Below are 19,455 nucleotides of genomic sequence, written 5' to 3'. Positions count from 1 at the left end.
AAAATCTAAGGGATTTGCTTATTTAAAGACTATAATCCATTGTTTTGGACTTAAACGTGATGCGTATTACAAATCTAGAGCTGATAAACGTTTAAAACTAGAACAACAGATTATTAACATCGTTAAAAAAAGACGCAAATCCCTTCCTAGAGAAGGTGTAAGAAAACTCGTGAAATCCTTAGATGTAGATTTTAATAAAGCTAATATTAAAGTTGGTAGAGATACTTTATTTAATGTGCTTAGAAAGCATCAAATGTTAACACTTAGAAGAAAAACAAGTGCTAGAACTACGAATTCTTATCATCGTTTTTATAAATATAACAACATTATAAAAGACCTGTAAGTTACTAGAAATAACCAAGTTTTGGGGTCTGATATCACATACATTAGAACAGTAAAACGGTTTTGCTATTTGGCTTTAATAACTGATATGCATTCTAGAAAAATAGTAGGTTACGATCTAAGTAATAGTTTGGAGTTAAAAGGATGTGTGAGAGCACTTAAAAAGGCTATTTATCAAACTAAAAACATTAAAAAACTTATTCATCATTCAGACAGAGCAATACAGTATTGTAGTAATGTATACACACAAATACTAAAAGAAAAAAGATAAGTATTAGTATGACCGAACAAAATCATTGTTATGAAAATGCGATAGCAGAGCGTGTAAATGGCATATTAAAAGATGAATTTTATCTCGACCAGACCTTTGATAACGTGGCGCACGCAAAAAGAGCTACAAAAAATGCAATTAATTTATACAACGAAGTAAGATTACACTTATCTTTAAACTATAAAACACCTAATATGGTATACAAATTATCAGCTTAAAATCAATTTTAACCTGTAGCCATATTTCAGGACTAGACACACCTCCACTTAAAAAATTGAACACCATTTGCTAAGTAACTTCTTGCGGAAAAGGATTTATGACACCATCTTCTGCAATACCGTGGTCTACTGCAAAAACAGCAATAGAAGGTTTGTTTAATTTTGGAGTTAATGTTTGTTGAATGACTCCTATTTTAAAGCAATTTCTTTTAGTTTCCCTAGTGCTCCTAAAGGTTTTGTTATTGGTTTTTATGTTCTAAATCGACTAAAATTGTTTCATCTGGAGCTTGAATATTAAATTTTCTCATTTTTTATTCTGTTATGGCGTCAGACTTTTTATAAATATCTTTTAACTGTTCAATAGTTTCTTTTGATGGATTTTCCCACATTCCTCTTTGAACGGCTTCTAACATGCGCTCAGACATATCTTTTAATGCCCAAGGATTGTGTTCTTCTATAAATTCTTTATTTTCATTATCAAACAAATAATTATCCGTTATTTGTTCATACATAAAATCTTCAATCAAATTAGTAGTAGCATCATAGGCAAATAAATAATCCATTGTTGCTGCCATTTCAAAAGCACCTTTATAACCGTGTTCACGCATACCTTGCATCCATTTAGGATTCACTACTCTAGATCGAAACACTTTTAACAATTCTTCTTTTAACGATTTTACCTTCGGATTTTCAGGGCGAGAATGATCTCCAAAATAAATTTCAGGTTGCGATCCTTTTATAGTGTTCACGGCAGCTGTCATTCCACCTTGAAATTGATAATAATCATCAGAATCTAAAATATCATGCTCTCTATTGTCTTGATTTTGCATTACCACTTCAATATTCGCTAATCGTTTTTTAAAGGTTTCATGAGCCGATTTTCCACTGTTGCTTTTACCAGCATATGCGTAACCACTCCAATTAATATAAGCCTGTGCTAAATCATCAGAAGTAGTCCAATTTTTACCATCAATTAAACCTTGTAAGCCAGCACCATAAGCACCAGGTTTAGAACCAAACACACGGTATAAAGCTCTTTCACTAGCTTGTTTATCATCTAAACCTTCTTCTTTCCATTGCTTTCTTTCTTCATCAAAACGCTTTTTTATAGGGTTTTGTTCAGCAGTTTCATCTAAAGAGGCCACTTTTTCTATAGCCGCATTAAATAGCGAAATTAAATCAGGAAAAGCATCTCTAAAAAAACCAGAGATACGCAACATAACATCTACTCTTGGTCTTTTAAGTTCTAATGTAGAAAGTATTTTAAAATCTTTAACTCTTCGGTTACTTCCTTGCCAAACAGGTTTTACACCAATTAACGCTAAGGCTTGCGCAATGTCATCACCACTAGTTCGCATAGTTGAGGTTCCCCAAACAGATAATCCAATAGAACTAGGGTATTCTCCGTTTTCTTGTAAATAGCGATCAATAATATTCTGCGCACTTTTTTGCCCTAGTTGATACGCTGTTTCCGAAGGAACAGTACGTATATCAACAGAATAAAAATTTCGTCCTGTAGGTAAAATATCTAATCGTCCTCTTGTTGGAGCGCCAGAACCACCAGCAGGAACATATTGACCGTTTAACCCTTTAATTAAATTACCTATTTCATTGCTTGTTTTTTGTAAAACAGGCATCGTATGTTGTTGTATGTATTTTATAATTTGTATTGTATCAGCACCAATTTTACTGACGTTATTACCAGCTAACAATTGACTAATGATATTTTTAGCTTTGTTTTCTAGTAATTCTACAGCTTGTCCGTAGGTTCTACAATGAATACCGAAAATCTCTTTATCTAAAGAATCAGAATAAACCACATTTATAGGGTCGAAATTAAGTTGTAAATCATCCGCTAAACATTGTGTAATTCCTTTTAAGTTTCCTTGAGGTAAACGATGTAAGGCAACAATTAAATCGACTAATTTTTCTTGTCTAGGCAATTTTCCTAAAATATGTAAACCACCTCTAATTTGAGATTCCTTTAGTTCACATAAATACCCATCAATTACTTCTAATAAGGCATCTATATCTTTTCCATCTTGATTTAAATCGGTTTTAAGATGGGTTTCATTTACAAGACTTTCAATTTTGGTTTTAATAAGCGTAGCACGTTTTCTATCAACTAAAGCAGACTCATAAAACTCATCTATTAAGAGTTCTAACTTTAATAAGTCACCATAATTCTCAGCGCGGGTCATTGGTGGAATTAAATGATCTAAAATAATTGCTTGATTTCTTCTTTTAGCCTGTGTTCCTTCTCCTGGATCATTAATAATAAACGGGTAAAAATGAGGAATTGCTCCTAAAATAGCGGCAGGAAAACACGTTTCTTTACTCAAGGCAACACTTTTCCCTGGTAACCATTCTAAATTTCCGTGTTTACCTATATGTACTAAAGCATCCGCCTTAAAACTGTATTGTAACCAAATGTAATATGCCAAATAAGCTGGAGGAGGAGGTAAATCTGGAGAATGATAACTTGCTTGTAAATCTAAGTTATACCCTCTACTTGGTTGAATACTAACAAATATGTTTTTAGATATAAACCCGGGAATTAAAAAAGCGCCTTCTTTATAATTAGGAGATTCATTTGGTTGGCCCCATTGTGCTTCTACAGTATTTCGAAGTGTTGGAGATAATTGATTGTAATACTTATAAAAAATACTTTCTTCTAAACGAATTGTTTTACGCTCATTTAAAGTATTTATAGTTGCTACATCATTGGTAATAGCATCGGTTAATTTATTTATAAGTTCGTTAGTTGTTGTGGGGTAATTAGCAGATAATTCGTAATTTTCATCAGCTAATTGCGCTAATATTTGCAAGGTACTTTGTGGCGTATCTAAACCAACACCATTTGCTAAACGGCTATTTTTATTAGGATAATTAGGTAAAACTAAAGCGATTTTCTTTTCTGAATTATTTTTATTCTGAAGATTTATCCAAGCTTTTGCCATTTTAGCAACAAATTGGCAGCCTTCAATATGTGGTGCATAAGAAACAACCTCAGAATCTGTTAACGTGTCTTTTTCTATAGATTCTTTAAATGAAATAACTTTTGAGATAATTTTACCATCTACTTCTGGTAGGGCAATATTCATGGCAATATCAGTCGGAGGCAAGCCGAAATTACCTTCTAACCAACTTTCATGATTACAACTTCCCATGATAGCTTGAATCACAGGAACATTAAATACATCAAATAAACTTTGTGTGGTGTCATGAAATCCTTGCACACTAAATCCCGTAGTGTTTATAATAACCTGAGGATATTTAAGATGATGTTGTTTTAGTAAGTCGAATATTTGTTGCTGAATATCATACTCACGATAGCCAGCTGCCATTAAAACAACAGCTGAAATGCCTTGTGTTTCTAATGCACTAATAAGGCTATGTATAGGTGCTAAATTATTAGATAGATAGTAGCTTCGGTACCCAAAAATAATGGCTTTTTTTTGGGTGCTTTTTGGTTTTAAAGTAGTATAAATTCCTTCTTTAGGGTGATATAAAAATAAATCGGGAATTGTTTTAATAGCATTCGGAGTTACTTTTGAATCACTAATTCGGTTGTTAATTAATTGCAACGCTGATTTACAATTTTCAATACCACCAGATTGAATGTATTTCCAAATTAGGTCTACATCTTTTAACGGAATGTTAGAAGATTGCATTAACTCTAAATCTGGTTTATTATCACCAGGTAAAAATACTAATTGAATGTTGTTTTCTTCACAGCAATCAGTAACGGCTTCACATAAATAATTATAATAGGCTTTACCACCCAAAAGTTTAAGAACAACAATTTTGGCAGATGAAATAACCTCATCAATATACGTATCTATAGTTAATTCTTGTTTGAAATAGCTAAGGTTAGCAAAACGAAAAGAGGGTGCATTTTCTACAGAATTATGTACTAATTTGTAGGCATTATTCATCATAAATAAATCAGAATCTGCCGAAGATAAAAAAACAATATCTCCAGGAGATTGATCGATGTAAAATACTCCTTCATCGTTAGGATTCCAGCCGCCCGGTATGGTAGAAATTAAATGCACGCTTTATATTTTTATGAAACCTAAATACTATTTATTGTTATAATAGAACAGCAAATTATTTATTAATGAGAATGTCCGTGACTGTGACTATGACTATGCGAATGAACATGAGTAATAACTTCATTTTTTTCAGTCAATTCTATATTTTTACCAATAACAACGATACTTGTTTTACGCTCTTCATTAGCTCCCCAAGGTCTTTCAAAATAATAATCGAAACGAGAACCTACACCTTGTAAAACCATACGCATAGGTTTGTTAGGAATGTTTACAAAACCTTTAATTCTATAAATTTCGTGTTTTTCTACCAATGCTTTTAAATCGGTAACTAAAGTTTTAATAGCTGCTGTTTCGGTATATTCTAACAAAATAGTTTTAATATCGTCATTATGGTGGTGGTGATTTCCTGACTTATGGTGCTCTTCGTGAATAGAATGACGATTATCTACATCATCTTCTGCAGAAGCTTCAATACCTAACAATAAACTATTATCTAACGTACCGTTTTCTACAGGTATAATTTTCGTATTTGGTCTTGCTTTAGCGGTTACTATTTTAGTTATTGCTGAAAACTTTTCATCGTCAACTAAATCTCTTTTACTAACTAAAACTAAATCAGCACAAGCTAATTGATCTAAAAATAATTCTTCAATTGGTGTTTCATGATCTAAAGAATCATCAGCTAAACGTTGTGCTTGCACGCGTTCTCTATCACAAATTTCTCCAGTAGCTATTCCAACAGCATCTACTACTGTAATCACTGAATCTATAGTTATATGGGGTTTTAAATCTGGCCAGTTAACAGCTTTTACTAAAGGTTTTGGCATTGATAAACCAGAAGTTTCAATAACAATATGGTCAATTTCTTCTTTACGCTCTAATAATTGTAGCATAGAAGGTAAAAACTCTTCTTGTACAGTACAGCAAATGCATCCGTTTGGTAATTGTACTAAATTACAATCATCATCACCACATTCTGACGAAGCAATTAATTGTCCATCTACATCAACCTCTCCAAACTCATTAACCAACACGGCAATACGCTTTCCATTAGCATTTCTTAACATGTTATGTACTAGGGTTGTTTTTCCTACACCTAAAAATCCGGTAACGATGGTAATTGGTATTTTCTTATTCATTTTTAAAAATATAAATTGTTACTATTGAATTGTGCTTTTATATGATTCTGAAATAAATTCAGGGGTTATTTTTTAACTGTTTTTTTCTTTCTCTTGTATAAGAAAAGATTCCATTTTTCTTCCGCTACACCATGTTTATCCATTTCAGCTCTAGCCATGGTAAAGAATAAGTCAGACATACGGTTTACGTAACTCATAATATAGTCATGTACACATTCAGGATCTTCTTGCATTAAAGTAACCAGTTGTCGTTCACCTCTTCTTACTTGCGTTCTACAAACATGGCAAAGTGCAGATATTTCATTTCCTCCAGGTAGTAAAAAATAGTCAGAAGGAGAACTGATACTGTCTTCCATTTCATCTAACCATTGTTCACAAAATTCGGCACCGTCTTTAGGCTCAGGATTTGGATTTACTTTTTTAGAATCTGATGGGCGTGCTAAATGCGACATCATATTCATCATATCTTTTTGAATACGATGTAAGTTAGGTTGCCACTCGTGGTCGTTACCTAATTTAGAACGCATTAATCCTATAGTTGAATTTACCTCATCTAAAGTTCCGATACATTCAATTCGTGCTGAGTTTTTAAATTCTCTTTTACCTCCAAAAACTCCAGTACTACCTTTGTCTCCTTTTCTTGTGTAAATTTTCATACGTTATTATTTAGTTCGTTAATTAATTGTAATAGTATTTCAGGTGTACCAAAATAGTGGTGGATATAAGAACCTATTACCTTATTTTTTTTATGAATTTTAGTGTCAGTTTCACCATCTCTGGCATTTAAAACTGTTGCATTTATAGTAGTTTCATTATCGTTTTGTAAACTAGAATAGTGAAACTCATGTCCTTTAAAGATGTGATTATTTGTTTTGGTTGTTCTATAGCCTAAGTGCAATTTTTTATCAGCTATGGTCGATTCAAAATCAAAATAATTAACCATTTTAAAAGCGGTGTTGTTTTCAGATATAATTGATTTTCCTAAATACATCATTCCGCCACACTCCGCATAAATTTGACCATTATTCTCAGCGAATGTTTTGATGTTTTCTAACATTGAGGTGTTAGCAGAAAGTTCTTTTAAGTGAGCTTCAGGGTATCCTCCTGGAAGAAATATAAAATCACATTTCGGAATTTCAGTATCATGAATAGGACTAAAGAAAATAACTTTTCCCAGTTGTTTCATCGCATTTATATTGTGAGGATATATAAAATTGAAAGCTTCATCTTTAGCGATAGCAAATGTTATATTTTTAGTCGTTGTTTTATGTATTGAAGGAGGAGGAGTGTTTACTTCTTTCGAAATTTTTAAAATAGCATTCCAGTCTAGTGTTTTTTCTAATTCGTCAGCAATTAGATCAATAATACTATCAAATTTCTCAATTTCTTGAATATTTAATCCAAGATGTCTTGAAGGAATTTCAATGTTTTTTAAATTTGATAAATACCCAAAACATTGTACACCAATATCCTCGCAAGCTTCTTGTAACATGGTATAATGTCTTTTAGAACCTACACGATTAAAAACAACTCCCATTATTTTTATAGTTGCATCAAAATTCACAAATCCCTGTATAAGTGGCGCAACAGAGTAGGCAACTGCTTTGGCATCAATTACTAGTAAAACGGGAGTTTGTAGTTTTTTAGCCATTTCAGCTGTACTACCTTTGTCTTTTTTAGCACCATCAAATAAGCCCATAACACCTTCAATACAATTAATGTCACCTTTTTCTCCGTAATGAGATAGGTTCGTATCAATATCTTGTTGAGACATCATATATAAATCTAGATTCACACCAACTTTGTTGCAGGCTAATTCATGAAACTTTGGGTCTATATAATCTGGTCCAACTTTAAAAGGTTGAATTGTTTTGTTTTTACGTTTGAATAAACGCAATAATCCCAAGGTAATGGTTGTTTTTCCTGCGTTACTATTGGGTGCTGATATGATAAACTGTTTTGTCAAGTATCTTAGGTTTATATATTTTCAGTAATTAAAACTTCATAGTTCGCATTAATGCGATTGGCTAATTCTTTGGCCTCACCAATTTTTACCATTCCTTTTTCTGCATCAATAATTTGAGCATCATGTATACCTTTGCAATAGGTTTGAAAAGCCAATACAGTATCTTCTAAATTATCACCAGCGTTTAGTTTTCCATCAGTTATTATATGTAAGTAATGTTTAAAATCAATAGCAGCAGTAATTCGTTTTATATGTTTAAAACCTGCTTTTAAATTTGTTTTTCCACCAGTTTTTAAATCCATTAAAGCAATTTCAATGTCTTTTAAAATTTTTGTTTGCTTTAAAAGAAGTTGCGCTTCACCATCAAACAAAGAAATCATTGAAAATTCTGTGTTTTGGTTTTTAGAGTTTTCAGCTATTTTATTTACAGTTCCTTTGGCATAAGCAATAATTTGGTCTTTTAACATTGAACCACTAGAGTCTATTAAAAAAACATGATGTTGCTTTAATAGGTTATTTTTTCGTTTCGTTTTTAATTCAAATTTATCAGTTGCTAAATATTGGCTTACCGTTTTTTTTGTATCAGTAACTGAAATATTACCATCTATACTATTAACAGTATTTGTAGCTTGCTGTATGGTATTAGAGGCGCTTTCTTTTTGCTTTTTAAATTCGTTTTTAGGAATAAGAATAGTTGTGTTTTCTTCTTTAGATGAATTTGTCTCAGAATTGTTTTCTGGTGATTGGTTATTTTGATTTTCAGAAGAATCCTGCTGATTAGGAGGTGTGTGTAAACTTCTATGGTTTAATACAAAGTCGGCTATTCTATCTACATCTTTTTTAGTAATTGTTGCTGTAGCTTTATAGGCTACATAAGCTCTTGCTGTTTTTAATAATAAAATATCTGCACGTAAACCTTCCACTTGATGTTTTACGGCTAATTCGCTACAATATTCAATAATAGCATCTGTTATTTGTATAGCTTTTAAGTTCTTTTTAGCAGCTTCAATCTGTTTAGAGATACTTTCCTCTTCACTTTTATAATTCGCTATAAAGGCAACAGGATTATCATCAAATTTAAAACGTTGCTTAATTATTTGTTGACGAATTGCAACGTCAGTAGGTGTTTTTATAGTAACACTTAAACCAAAACGATCTTTTAATTGTGGACGTAGATTACCTTCTTCTGGGTTCATAGAACCTACTAAACAAAAGCGACTTTTAAAATAATGTGAAACACCTTCTCTTTCTAAATAATAACTACCAGAAGCAGCTGCATCTAATAAAATATCGGTGAGGTAATCTTGTAATAAATTAATTTCATCTACATATAAAATACCTTCGTTTGCCTGTGCCATTAAACCAAGGTTAACAATCTCCTTTTTAGTATTTATTAATTGTTCTAAATCAATACTACCTAACAGTCTGTCTTCTGAAACACCAATAGGTAAATTTACGAAAGATGAATTTTGTTGGCTACTCATTAGGTTTGTTATCGATCTAATTAAAGTAGTCTTTCCTGTACCTTTATCACCAATAGCAAGCACTCCACCAATAAGTGGATCAACCAAATTTAAAATTAGCGCTAGCTTAAAATCATCCTGTCCAACAATAGCTGAAAAAGGAAAATTGAGTTGTTTTTTATCTTGTATCATAATTGAGGAATACTATTATATAACCAAACAATTCCAATAATAACAGAAGCTATTCCTGCAACGCCATTCATCCACTTAAAAATAGCTAAGTTTCGTTCTAAAAATCGACTCATTACAGCAATTAAAACATAACTGTAAACACCCATTGCCACAATAATCCCTAAAGATTCTACAGCTAAAATTAAAATAGCATCAGCTACTGTGGTGCTACTTAAAACTAAAGCAGATGTTAAGGCACCTCCTGTACCAGCTAAACCGTGTAACATACCAATCCAAAAGGATTTATTCATCGGGTTTACGGCTATTTCTTCCCCTTTGGTTCCGTGTAAATGTATTGGGTTTGAAAGGTCGTGTTCATGAGCTTCAATCTTTTTATGGTCATTTACCATTTCATTAATAGCATGATTTCTTTTAATAGCTACAACTCCTAACCAAATCATAATTGGGCCTACAGCTAGTTCTGCATAAAAAGAAATGTCATTTACAAATAAGGTTGCCATGCTTTTAAATAACAATGCTACACCACCAAAAAGCAATAGTGTTACTGAATGACCAAAAGCCCATTGAGATGCTTTAAAAACAGTTTTAAAACTAACTTTTTGTTTATTGATGGCATTCTCGGTAGCTAATACTGAAACAGCTGTAACATGATCGGGTTCAAAAGAATGTAAAATACCAGCCATTAAAGGCCTGATTAAAGAAGTTAAAGTCATTTTTTTATAAATTGAATAAGGGTTTCGTTTTTATGAATAAGGTAAATATCTAGTACTACCTGTTTAATTTTTGAATGTGTATTTTCATAACAATGTTTTAATAACAATTGAAAAAAGGGGGAGTTTTGTTCAAACTCAAACAATTCAATCAATCGTCCAGCCATGTTTAATTCTTTTATTTTATCAGCATCATAAAAGCCTACTTGACGAGCTAATTCTACAACAAAATCTTTGTTCCAACTAGAAACACAACTATGCGTATCTGTAACTCCTCCTGCTAGTTTTACAGCTTTTCCTAGCATAATACCAATGCTAACTTTTTTAATGGGAGATTTATTTATTTTAGTGAGTGTATCACCAATCCAGTTTCCATAATGGATAAAAGCATATTCGGGCAAATGACTAAATTTATTTGATAAATATTTTTCACTTCTAGCACCCGAATTAATTACCAATTCGGTAATATTATTAGCAACAGCAACATCAATACCTTGCTCTATACTTGCGATATACGATGATGATGAATAAGGTTTTACAATACCGCTTGTACCTAAAATAGACAAACCATTCATGATTCCTACACGTTCATTAAGTGTACGTTTTGCTAACTTTTTGCCATCCGTAACATATACCGTTACAGATACTCCACATTCTAAATCATAATCATGCAATAATTTTTGAATGGCACTGGTTATCATTTTTCTAGGAACAGGGTTAATAGCAGGCTCTCCAATAGCGAGCTCTAAGCCTTTAAGCGTAACAGTACCAACACCTTCTCCTGCGATAAACTGAATTTCTTTTTCTTGTGTAAGTTTTAAAATACATCCAATTTCTGCTCCGTTTGTAACATCAGGATCATCACCTGCATCTTTAATTACTGAAGATTTAGCGGTGTTTTCTGTAAATTCACAATGATGCACAGGAATTTCCAATACTTTATCAATAGGGAGGTGCACACTTACTGAAGCTATCTTTTTTTGATGGATAATCGCCATCAATCCTGATTTTGCAGCAGCTGTGGCAGACGTACCAGTTGTAAATCCGTCTCTTAAAGGGCCTTTAGGTACTTTTCTTAATCCCATTTAGTTGCGTTATTAGTTAGCGATAATGAACGCTGCGTACTAGTAAGTAAGTTTTCTAACTCAACTACATTAAATACTGGTTTAAAGTAAGGAGGAATTTCTGGTTGTGTGATGATGATGATTTGTGTGTCCGTTTTTAATGCCGCTTCTATTTTTGTACTTAAAAAACCACTGTTTCCTGTTTCTTTAGTTAAAACAATATTTATTGATTTCGCTTTAATTAACTCAATCTCTTTTTTTAAATCAGCAGAAGGCAATCCTAAAATTAATTGATCTTCGGGGAAATTACTCTCTCTTGCAATAGCTAAAGATTCAGGTCTGTTTAGTATTCTAAAGTAGGTCGTGTTTTTTTGCCACCAATGTTTTAGTCTTTTAATAGACTGTACACCTGTTAATGCTAATAGTATATGATTTTCTTTAAATAAATTAGAAGCATCATCATAAGTATTTACATAAAATACTAACGGATGATTTTTTTTTGATAATAATTTTCTACCAAATCGTATTACAGGTATTTGCAAACTTTCAGCCACCCTTGCGATAGTATTATGCAATATTTCGGCAAAGGGGTGAGAGGCATTAACAATCAGTTTTACATTGTTTTTTATCAGATAACTTTCTAACTGTTTTTCATTTAAAGCACCATGCCTGTAACTAGCAATTTTGTTTTCTTCAAAAGGAATATTTGTTTTTGTTGAATACACAAAAGGCATCGATTTTTCTTGTAGCAATTTTGCTACTTTTCTACCTTCTGTTGTTCCTCCAAATACAAGTATCATTGTTTTCTTATTTATTTTTAATTAATTAGCCTGTTCTTTTTTAAGTTACCAACTTAAACAGAATTTATTATCTCCATTTTCTCTATCAATTTCCATTGAACCTTGTTCAGCTCCAAAAGTCCAATGACCAGTAAATAAAAGTTTTATTGGGTCAGTTTTCTTTTCGAATGATATATTACTAATTTTCCATATGTTGGTTGATTCGTACCCTTTTGTATTTTGAGTATTCATATCCAAAGTCCATTTAACTTTTCCTTTTTCAATCAAAGTCAATGTAGGAGAAAGAGTATCATTTCTATTTTCCAACATTAATATTCCATTATCAGATAAATCAAATTCTTTAGCATTTTTTGTTATTTCACTAGGGGTAACAATTACAGCTTTAAATGGCCCATCATCCATTCCACAGCCAACATTAAATTGATACCAAACCAGCGAAACAAGTGTTAAATAGCTAATAATTCCAATTCCTGATATAATCGCAATACCTGTTAATATTTTTTTGAAGGTTTTATTCATTTTAAGATGCACAGCTACTCAGTAACTACAAATTTCTTATTGGTTCTAAAAATATGTTTCCATTCAGGATTGTATAATTGCGATCTGTTTTTACGAGCTCCAATAGCATGACCAACTACAATTAATACCGTTCTTGTTTTTTTACTCTCTTTTACAATTTGTGCTAGGTTCTCTAATTTCCCTTGAAATATTTCTTCATCTTTCCAAGAAATTCGATACATCACGGCTACGGGAGTATCTGCATCAAAATGTTCTAATAGTTGTGCTTCTACTTTTTTAGCAATACCAACACTTAAAAAAATACACATGGTTGAATTTGTTGCTGCAAATGCCGAAATGCTTTCTTTTGAAGGCATTGGTGTTTTTCCTTCACCACGAGTTAATACAATAGATTGTACTACTTCAGGTATGGTAAATTCTGACTTTAATACTGCGGCAGCTGCACTAAATGAAGAAATACCAGGTACAATAAAATAGTCCATTCCTAATTCATCAAAAATGGTCATTTGTTCTTGAATAGCACCATATAAAGAAGGGTCACCACATTGTAAACGAACAATAGCGTTTCCTTTTTTATAATGCTCTTGCATTAAAGAAACTTGCTCTTCTAAAGTCATCATTGCAGAGTTTCTAACTACCGCTCCTGGCTTACACCAATTCGTCATTTCTTCAGGAATCAAACTTCCTGCATATAACACACAATCGGCTTCTTCTAAATATTGTTTTCCTTTTACGGTTATTAATTCCTCATCACCAGGCCCTGCACCAATAATAGCAACTGCCGTTTTACGAGCTACTTCTGCGTTTAAAGCAACCGAAAAAGTGAATTTCTCACTGTTATCTAAATGAATTTTCTGTTTTTCAACAAGCAATTCATTATTTCCAGAAAGTAACATCGCGCAAGATTCTGAAACACCATTAACACCAATTTTAGATTGTACCATTGCACTTGGGTTAGGTATCGTAACGGTGTTTATTTTATCAGAAGTAAAGGTGCTGAAAGGAATATTGTTAGTCTCACTAAAGTCTAAATAAGCTTGCTGTTCAGCTTTAATATCAATAGAACCAAAGTTTTTGATGGCAGAAAAGTATAATCCTTCAGCAGCTAGTTTTAATTTGAATGTTTCTTGAAATAGTTTAAAATCTAATTGCTTAGAGCATCCAGAACCAACAGATAGTACTTTCGGAATTAAAAATAAACTAGGAATTTTTGCTTCGTAAACTTTATAACTTACCGCAATAAATAATTCGAATTGTGTATAATCAATATCTTTTTCATTATAAAAAATAGTCACAAAACTAGGAACTGTTTTTTCTAAATGCTGTGTACCTTTATCTTTAATATCTAAAAGTAATGCTGTTGGTTTGTTATTAACAAACAACGCCATTATTTTATTCGTAGGCACTGAATTTTCTGTTTGCCAGTCAAATTGAATTCCGAGGGTATCTAACGCCCAAATATTTTGCACATCACTAGCGGTAGATATTATAGCATTTGCACCTAATACACTCGCCGTTTTTGATGCAAAATCATTAGCGCCACCTTTATGTCCGCTTAATACAGATTGCACGTTTAAACCTAAATCATCAACAGAAATTACTGCTGGATCGGTATTTTTATCTTGAATATATGGTGCAATTAAGCGTACGCAAATACCCAAGGCTGTTACAAAACAAATACCATCTAGTTTCATGAAATTATCAGCTAAATAGTCAGAAATAGACGTAATAGTTGATACACTTTCATTACTAGACTGTAAAGTAGTTATGACTAATGATTTTGGAAATTCTTTCTGAATAATAAGGGCTTTTTCTATCCCTTTTTCAGTTACTGCTATGATGGCTATTTTTCTCATTTATTTTTGTTCAGCTGTGTGAATGCTAATTTTATTATGTTGGTTTACTTGAATAACACTAGTATTAACGATGTAATTCAATTTTGTAAGTTCTTCTGTAAATATTTTAGAGCTGCTTTCTCTTACAGCGTTAGTAACGAATCGTACTGCTGGATTTAGTTGATGTATTAAATGAATAAATTCTTTTAAGCGTCCACCATGACCACCAATAAAAACAACATCAGGAATTTCAAAATCATTTAAATTGAGATTAAAAAAATCATCAATAATAATGTCAATACCAGGTGTAGCGAATCGTTCTGTATTCTGTTGAATAATATCAGTGCATTCAATTCGTTTTTCAAAGGCAACGATTTTTAAATGCGGAAAATGTTGTTTTGCTTCAATAGCAACAGATCCTGTACAAGCTCCTACGTCCCAAAACACCGTTTTATTTTGTAATTCTAAAGCACTAATAGTACTTAATCGAATTGGCATTTTAGTAATCATGTTTGCTCTATTCGTTAATGGAATAAAGGATGCATCAGGAATACCAAAAGGTTTATGTTTAGGTGCTGTTTGTTTTAATAAAACACAGTTTAAATTATTGTGTGTTTTGTCAGAACAAGAAACTAAATCTAGTTGATCAATATGTTCATTATCTCCGTCTAAAGCTTCTCCAATGGTTATTGAGTAATTATCAAAACCATATTGCAGCATGCGTTTCGCAATTTCGGCAGGTGTTTTTTTGTTATCGGTTAATACGCCAATTAATTCGTTTCTTTTAATTAGTGCTTCATCTAGTGCAGACCAATCTCTACCATGAACAGAAACTGCTTTTAATGTATTGTAGTTTGTTTGTGTTTTATGACATAACAGTTGAATACTATTAAAATAAGGAGTAGCGCTTAATTTAGCATTGGGTAATAAGCGTTGTAACGTATTTCCGAAGCCATAGAAAAAAGGATCACCAGAGGCAAAAACCACAATCGTTGTCGTAATTTTTTTATACTGATTCATCAGCGCATCCATTTTACCTGAAATTTCAATCCAAGTATGGTTTTCGGGTAGGAACGATTTTACCAATTGATGATGTCGTTTTCCACCAGAAAAAACAGCTGCTTCTTTAATTAATTTCAAGACAGCATCATTCAATTTCGGACTAGGATGATTGCTAATTCCAATTAAATAAAAATCGATATGTTTTTCTATTAATCTCATTTATTAATAAGAATCTTTAATTACAACATCGTTTATATTTTTACGCTTTTCCCATTGCAAACGTTCTAACTCTGGGTTTTCATAAAACTTATCTACATGCCCTAAGCATAAATAACCTATCAATTGTCTGTTTTCAGGAGCATTTAAAATGGTTTTAATTTTGTTGGGGTCTAAAATACTTACCCAACCTAAGCCAACATTTAAAGCTCTTGCCATTAACCACATATTTTGAATAGCGCATACTACTGAGTAAACACCGGCTTCTTTCATAGTAGTTTGTCCTAAAACAGGATGTTCACTTGGTTTATAAAAAACTGCGATATTTAATGCCGATTCTACAATTCCTTCTAATTTTAATTGTGTGTAAGCATCGGCTTTTTTTCCTTCAAAAAGAGTTTTCGCTTTTTCGTTCTCTTCAAAAAAACTGTCTTTTATTTTATTTCTAATGTTTAAATCTTTAATAACCACAAATTCCCAAGGTTGAGAAAACCCAACAGAAGGTGCGTTTACTCCAGCAAATAGAATTTTATCTAAATCCTTTTGAAGAATAGGTGTATCTATAAAACGATTACCTCTAACATCTCTACGGGCAAGTATTATTTGCTCTAAGGTTTCTATATTTTCTGGAGTGAATTTGTTCATTTCTAAGATTTAAAATAAGTTGAAGCTTCAGGTAACGTAAAAGCTGCATTTGTAATAGCTGCTGCAACATTACTACCACCTCTGTTTCCTTCAATAATTACCCAATCGGTAGTTGCAATTTGTGATAATTGTTCTTTTGATTCTAAAACATTCACAAAACCAACAGGTACACCAATTATACCAACAGGTTTAAAAGCAGTATTGTCTCTTAATTGGTCAACAATTTCGAATAAAGCAGTAGGGGCATTTCCTACTACATATAAAGCATTCGGGTGTTTTTCAATAGCTTTTCTAATACCAGCTTGTGAGCGGGTAATATCTGCTGATTTAGCTAGCGCTTGTGCTTCTTCATCATTTAATAAACAATGAATTTGGTTTCCGTATTCTTTTATAAAAGCTTTTGTAATACCTGCTTTTACCATGGTAACATCAGTAACAATTTCTCCACCATTTTTAAGATGCGTATGCCAGTTTTCAATAGCATTCGGTGTTGCTGAATAATGATTAAAATCTTCTAAAATTCCTGTCGTATGAATAACTCTCGTTACTGCCCATTTATCAGGAATAGAAAAAGGAATTTCTTTAATATGATCGGTAACAATTCTAAAACTTTCTTGTTGAATTTCTTTACCTGTATGTGGTTTTCTGTTAAGGTAACCTCTAGGAGTAACCAAATAATCTTTAAAACGATAGGTTTGCGAGTTTCCAATCATTACCAAACAAAACATATCTACATCTTCAGGGTTAAATTCTCCTAAAGTGGTAATCTTAAGTTCTTCTTCGGGTCTTGTTACATGTCTTATAATTGCAACAGAGGTAGCAGGTGAGCGTTCTGTTAAAAATATTTTTTGCAACCTACCTAATTGCCAATGTCTTTTTTTACTTTTTGGGTTGTATAAACTGGTTACAAAATCACCCATGGCAGCAGCTTTAATTCTCTGCTCGATTATGTTCCAAGGTGTCATTAAATCAGACAATGAAATGCAGCAAAAATCATGACCTAACGGTGCACCTAATTTACTGCCAGCAGCTAAAAATGCTGAAACACCAGGAAGTGTTTCTAATTCAATAGCATCATCATTTCCTTTAGATACCACTTCATAAACAATGGCAGCCATGGCGTAAATACTAGCATCACCAGAACCAATAACCACTACATATTTATCTTCTTTTGCTTTCTCAACAGCTTTATGAGCTCTTGCTTCTTCTTTACCTAAAGGCATCGAAATAAGTTCAGCACCTTCTTTAAAAAGTGATGCTCCAAATTGAAAATAATAATCGTAACCAATAACTACATCTGCTTTTTCTAAAGCATTTTTAACTACGGGCAACATATAATTGATATCTCCAGGACCTAGGCCTGCTACGGTTATTTTCATTTGTTTATTTTTTTAATAATCATAAGAGAAAAATAAGGTGTTTCTCTTACACTGGCAGTACTCCAGTTATTCGTTATAAATTGTTTATTCGTTCCTAAGCGTTCGGCATAAGTAACGTTATGTTTTTGAGTATCGATTACAGCGGTAATTATGTCAACAACCGATATAATTTTCATTAATACTACAGTATCGAAATTAGCAATAGCCTCTTCTAGTTCTTCTTTGGTTTGTATGCGAGGAATTACAACTACTTTTTCGTTTTGTAAACACAATGGTATTTTACTTTCAGATGCTAAATGCAAGTAAGAGCTAATACCCGGAATTAAATTGATACTTAAGTTATGTGCTTGTATTTTTTCTAACAGATAAGAAAAAGAGCTAAACGTACTAATGTCTCCTTCGCTAACAATTGCTATAGATAATCCTTTATTGTAGTCAGAAAGTATTTGTTGAAAGGTTGTTTCATAAATAACCTTTGCTTGCGCTCTTTCTAAATCCATTTTTAAATAAAACCCTTCGAGTTTTTGTGAATCTAAATTATAGTTATCTAAAATTGAGCGTGAATAACTAGCTTTTCTGCCATCTTTAAATAAAGAGCCAGGGTAATATATTTTAGCTGCGTTTTGTAAAGTTTTTAACCCTTTTAAGGTAATTAAATCAGGATCACCAGGTCCTAAAGAAACGCCGTATATTGTACCTTTTGTCATATTCCTAAACCTTTTTTAATTTTAGTAAATACGCTGTTTTTTTGACCAACTTTTTCATCTTCTTCAAACAAAACACCTTTTACACCTAAATGATGGCCGATTTGTTCTTTTCCTACTTCCGATTCTAAACCAACAATTTGTTTTCTGTATTTACACAATTGGCAATTCATGTTTGCTGTACCGTTAATGGTTTCATCTAAGCGCTCATCAAAAGCTTTTAAGATTAACTCATCGCTACCAAAAGCTTTGGTGTACACATATTCATGAGGAGATGTTGCACTAAATGTTCGAATTTCATTATAAATACGCTCTAACAGAATTCCTGTAAAAAAGAAAAACGGAATTGCAATCGTACGTTTAAATTCCATTTTACTTGTTAATTCTAAGCTTTTAGTAACTGAAGGATAGGCTGTACCACTATAAGAAACTGTTGTAAACCCAAATCCCATTCCTTCACCTAGCATACAAGCTAGTTTGTGAACATCAGAGTTTGCGTCAGTATCGGTTGTTCCTCTTCCTACAACCATTAAGCACACCTCTTTTCTATCCATCGGTGTATGTTTGCTTTCTTCTTCTAAAACTCTTTTTTGCGCTAATTCTAATAAAAATGAATTCACACCAAGGTGTTTCCCCATTTTTATAGTTAAATCACTATAATAGCTTTGTATGGTATTCATTTCATACGGAATATCATTCTTAGCATGCGAGCCCGCAAAAAGAATAATTGGTAACGCATAAATTTCACGAATTCCTTTTTGATACATACGTTCAATAGACGCTTCGTACACAGGATGATTAAATTCTAAAAAGCCATAATCTACCTCGTATTCTGTATAACGAGCTTGTAGTATAGCAACCAACTCTTTAAAAGCATCGGTTCCTGTTTTGGTTCTACTACCATGACCGCAAAGTAAAATTCCTTTTTTCAT

At 32.4% G+C, this 19,455-nt stretch carries 18 protein-coding genes and 1 pseudogene; 3 read left to right on the top strand and 16 right to left on the bottom strand.

Annotation, left to right across the window (positions count from 1 at the left end):
- The first annotated feature begins 169 nt into the window (after window positions 1-169).
- From Q4586_RS13435 to Q4586_RS13425, 3 genes and pseudogenes are all read left to right on the top strand, one after another.
- Entirely contained in the window at window positions 170-343 is a 174-nt protein-coding gene (locus Q4586_RS13435; protein ID WP_176715006.1) for a hypothetical protein, read from the top strand.
- 15 nt (window positions 344-358) lie between these two features.
- Window positions 359-613: pseudogene (locus tag Q4586_RS13430) on the top strand (DDE-type integrase/transposase/recombinase); the annotation flags it as partial.
- An 8-nt stretch (window positions 614-621) separates the two neighbouring features.
- A complete protein-coding gene (locus tag Q4586_RS13425; protein WP_303529808.1) occupies window positions 622-831 on the top strand; it encodes an integrase core domain-containing protein in 210 nt (69 codons plus the stop codon).
- A gap of 70 nt (window positions 832-901) precedes the next feature.
- Here Q4586_RS13425 and Q4586_RS14025 read toward each other — a convergent pair whose 3' ends face one another.
- The 16 genes from Q4586_RS14025 to Q4586_RS13345 all read right to left on the bottom strand — a co-directional run bounded on the left by Q4586_RS14025 (window position 902) and on the right by Q4586_RS13345 (window position 19,455).
- Window positions 902-1,024: a nicotinate-nucleotide--dimethylbenzimidazole phosphoribosyltransferase gene (locus tag Q4586_RS14025; RefSeq protein ID WP_438273390.1), complete on the bottom strand. Its 123-nt coding sequence runs from the start codon at window positions 1,022-1,024 to the stop codon at window positions 902-904.
- 118 nt (window positions 1,025-1,142) lie between these two features.
- Window positions 1,143-4,889 carry a cobaltochelatase subunit CobN gene (cobN, locus tag Q4586_RS13415; RefSeq protein WP_068706454.1) on the bottom strand — a complete coding sequence of 1,249 codons (3,747 nt, stop codon included), beginning with the start codon at window positions 4,887-4,889 and terminating at the stop codon, window positions 1,143-1,145.
- A 62-nt stretch (window positions 4,890-4,951) separates the two neighbouring features.
- Window positions 4,952-6,028 (bottom strand): cobalamin biosynthesis protein CobW, encoded by a 1,077-nt coding sequence (cobW, locus tag Q4586_RS13410; RefSeq protein ID WP_068706456.1) that lies wholly within the window; start codon window positions 6,026-6,028, stop codon window positions 4,952-4,954.
- A gap of 65 nt (window positions 6,029-6,093) precedes the next feature.
- Window positions 6,094-6,684: a cob(I)yrinic acid a,c-diamide adenosyltransferase gene (locus Q4586_RS13405; protein ID WP_068706457.1), complete on the bottom strand. Its 591-nt coding sequence runs from the start codon at window positions 6,682-6,684 to the stop codon at window positions 6,094-6,096.
- Window positions 6,681-7,994, bottom strand: coding sequence for a cobyrinic acid a,c-diamide synthase CobB (locus Q4586_RS13400; RefSeq protein ID WP_068706459.1), 1,314 nt, complete (start codon window positions 7,992-7,994; stop codon window positions 6,681-6,683). Before Q4586_RS13400 ends, Q4586_RS13405 begins: the two co-directional genes overlap by 4 nt.
- An 11-nt stretch (window positions 7,995-8,005) precedes the next feature.
- A complete protein-coding gene (locus Q4586_RS13395) occupies window positions 8,006-9,649 on the bottom strand; it encodes an AAA family ATPase (protein ID WP_303529797.1) in 1,644 nt (547 codons plus the stop codon).
- Window positions 9,646-10,362, bottom strand: a complete 717-nt coding sequence (locus Q4586_RS13390) for a hypothetical protein (RefSeq protein WP_303529794.1) — start codon at window positions 10,360-10,362, stop codon at window positions 9,646-9,648. Before Q4586_RS13390 ends, Q4586_RS13395 begins: the two co-directional genes overlap by 4 nt.
- Window positions 10,359-11,444, bottom strand: a complete 1,086-nt coding sequence (gene cbiD, locus Q4586_RS13385; protein ID WP_303529791.1) for a cobalt-precorrin-5B (C(1))-methyltransferase CbiD — start codon at window positions 11,442-11,444, stop codon at window positions 10,359-10,361. The genes Q4586_RS13390 and cbiD overlap by 4 nt, the downstream gene beginning before the upstream one ends.
- Window positions 11,435-12,223 (bottom strand): precorrin-6A/cobalt-precorrin-6A reductase, encoded by a 789-nt coding sequence (locus Q4586_RS13380; protein WP_303529788.1) that lies wholly within the window; start codon window positions 12,221-12,223, stop codon window positions 11,435-11,437. Before Q4586_RS13380 ends, cbiD begins: the two co-directional genes overlap by 10 nt.
- A gap of 45 nt (window positions 12,224-12,268) precedes the next feature.
- A complete protein-coding gene (locus tag Q4586_RS13375) occupies window positions 12,269-12,742 on the bottom strand; it encodes a hypothetical protein (RefSeq protein WP_303529785.1) in 474 nt (157 codons plus the stop codon).
- A gap of 14 nt (window positions 12,743-12,756) precedes the next feature.
- On the bottom strand, window positions 12,757-14,598 hold the full coding sequence (cobM, locus tag Q4586_RS13370) for a precorrin-4 C(11)-methyltransferase (protein ID WP_303529783.1): 1,842 nt from the start codon (window positions 14,596-14,598) through the stop codon (window positions 12,757-12,759).
- Window positions 14,599-15,798: a precorrin-6y C5,15-methyltransferase (decarboxylating) subunit CbiE gene (gene cbiE, locus Q4586_RS13365; RefSeq protein WP_303529781.1), complete on the bottom strand. Its 1,200-nt coding sequence runs from the start codon at window positions 15,796-15,798 to the stop codon at window positions 14,599-14,601.
- 3 nt (window positions 15,799-15,801) lie between these two features.
- Complete coding sequence (bluB, locus tag Q4586_RS13360) at window positions 15,802-16,440, bottom strand: 5,6-dimethylbenzimidazole synthase (RefSeq protein ID WP_068706471.1); 639 nt, start codon at window positions 16,438-16,440, stop codon at window positions 15,802-15,804.
- A 2-nt stretch (window positions 16,441-16,442) separates the two neighbouring features.
- Complete coding sequence (gene cobJ / locus Q4586_RS13355; RefSeq protein ID WP_068706473.1) at window positions 16,443-17,819, bottom strand: precorrin-3B C(17)-methyltransferase; 1,377 nt, start codon at window positions 17,817-17,819, stop codon at window positions 16,443-16,445.
- Entirely contained in the window at window positions 17,816-18,526 is a 711-nt protein-coding gene (cobI, locus tag Q4586_RS13350) for a precorrin-2 C(20)-methyltransferase (RefSeq protein ID WP_068706475.1), read from the bottom strand. The genes cobJ and cobI overlap by 4 nt, the downstream gene beginning before the upstream one ends.
- Window positions 18,523-19,455: a sirohydrochlorin chelatase gene (locus tag Q4586_RS13345; RefSeq protein ID WP_303529779.1), complete on the bottom strand. Its 933-nt coding sequence runs from the start codon at window positions 19,453-19,455 to the stop codon at window positions 18,523-18,525. Before Q4586_RS13345 ends, cobI begins: the two co-directional genes overlap by 4 nt.

This window comes from Tenacibaculum soleae (genome assembly GCF_030549005.1).
GTDB classification, from domain to species: Bacteria; Bacteroidota; Bacteroidia; order Flavobacteriales; family Flavobacteriaceae; genus Polaribacter; species Polaribacter soleae.
Note: the sequence above shows the minus strand (reverse complement) of the source record. Positions and strands in the feature narration are given on the sequence as shown.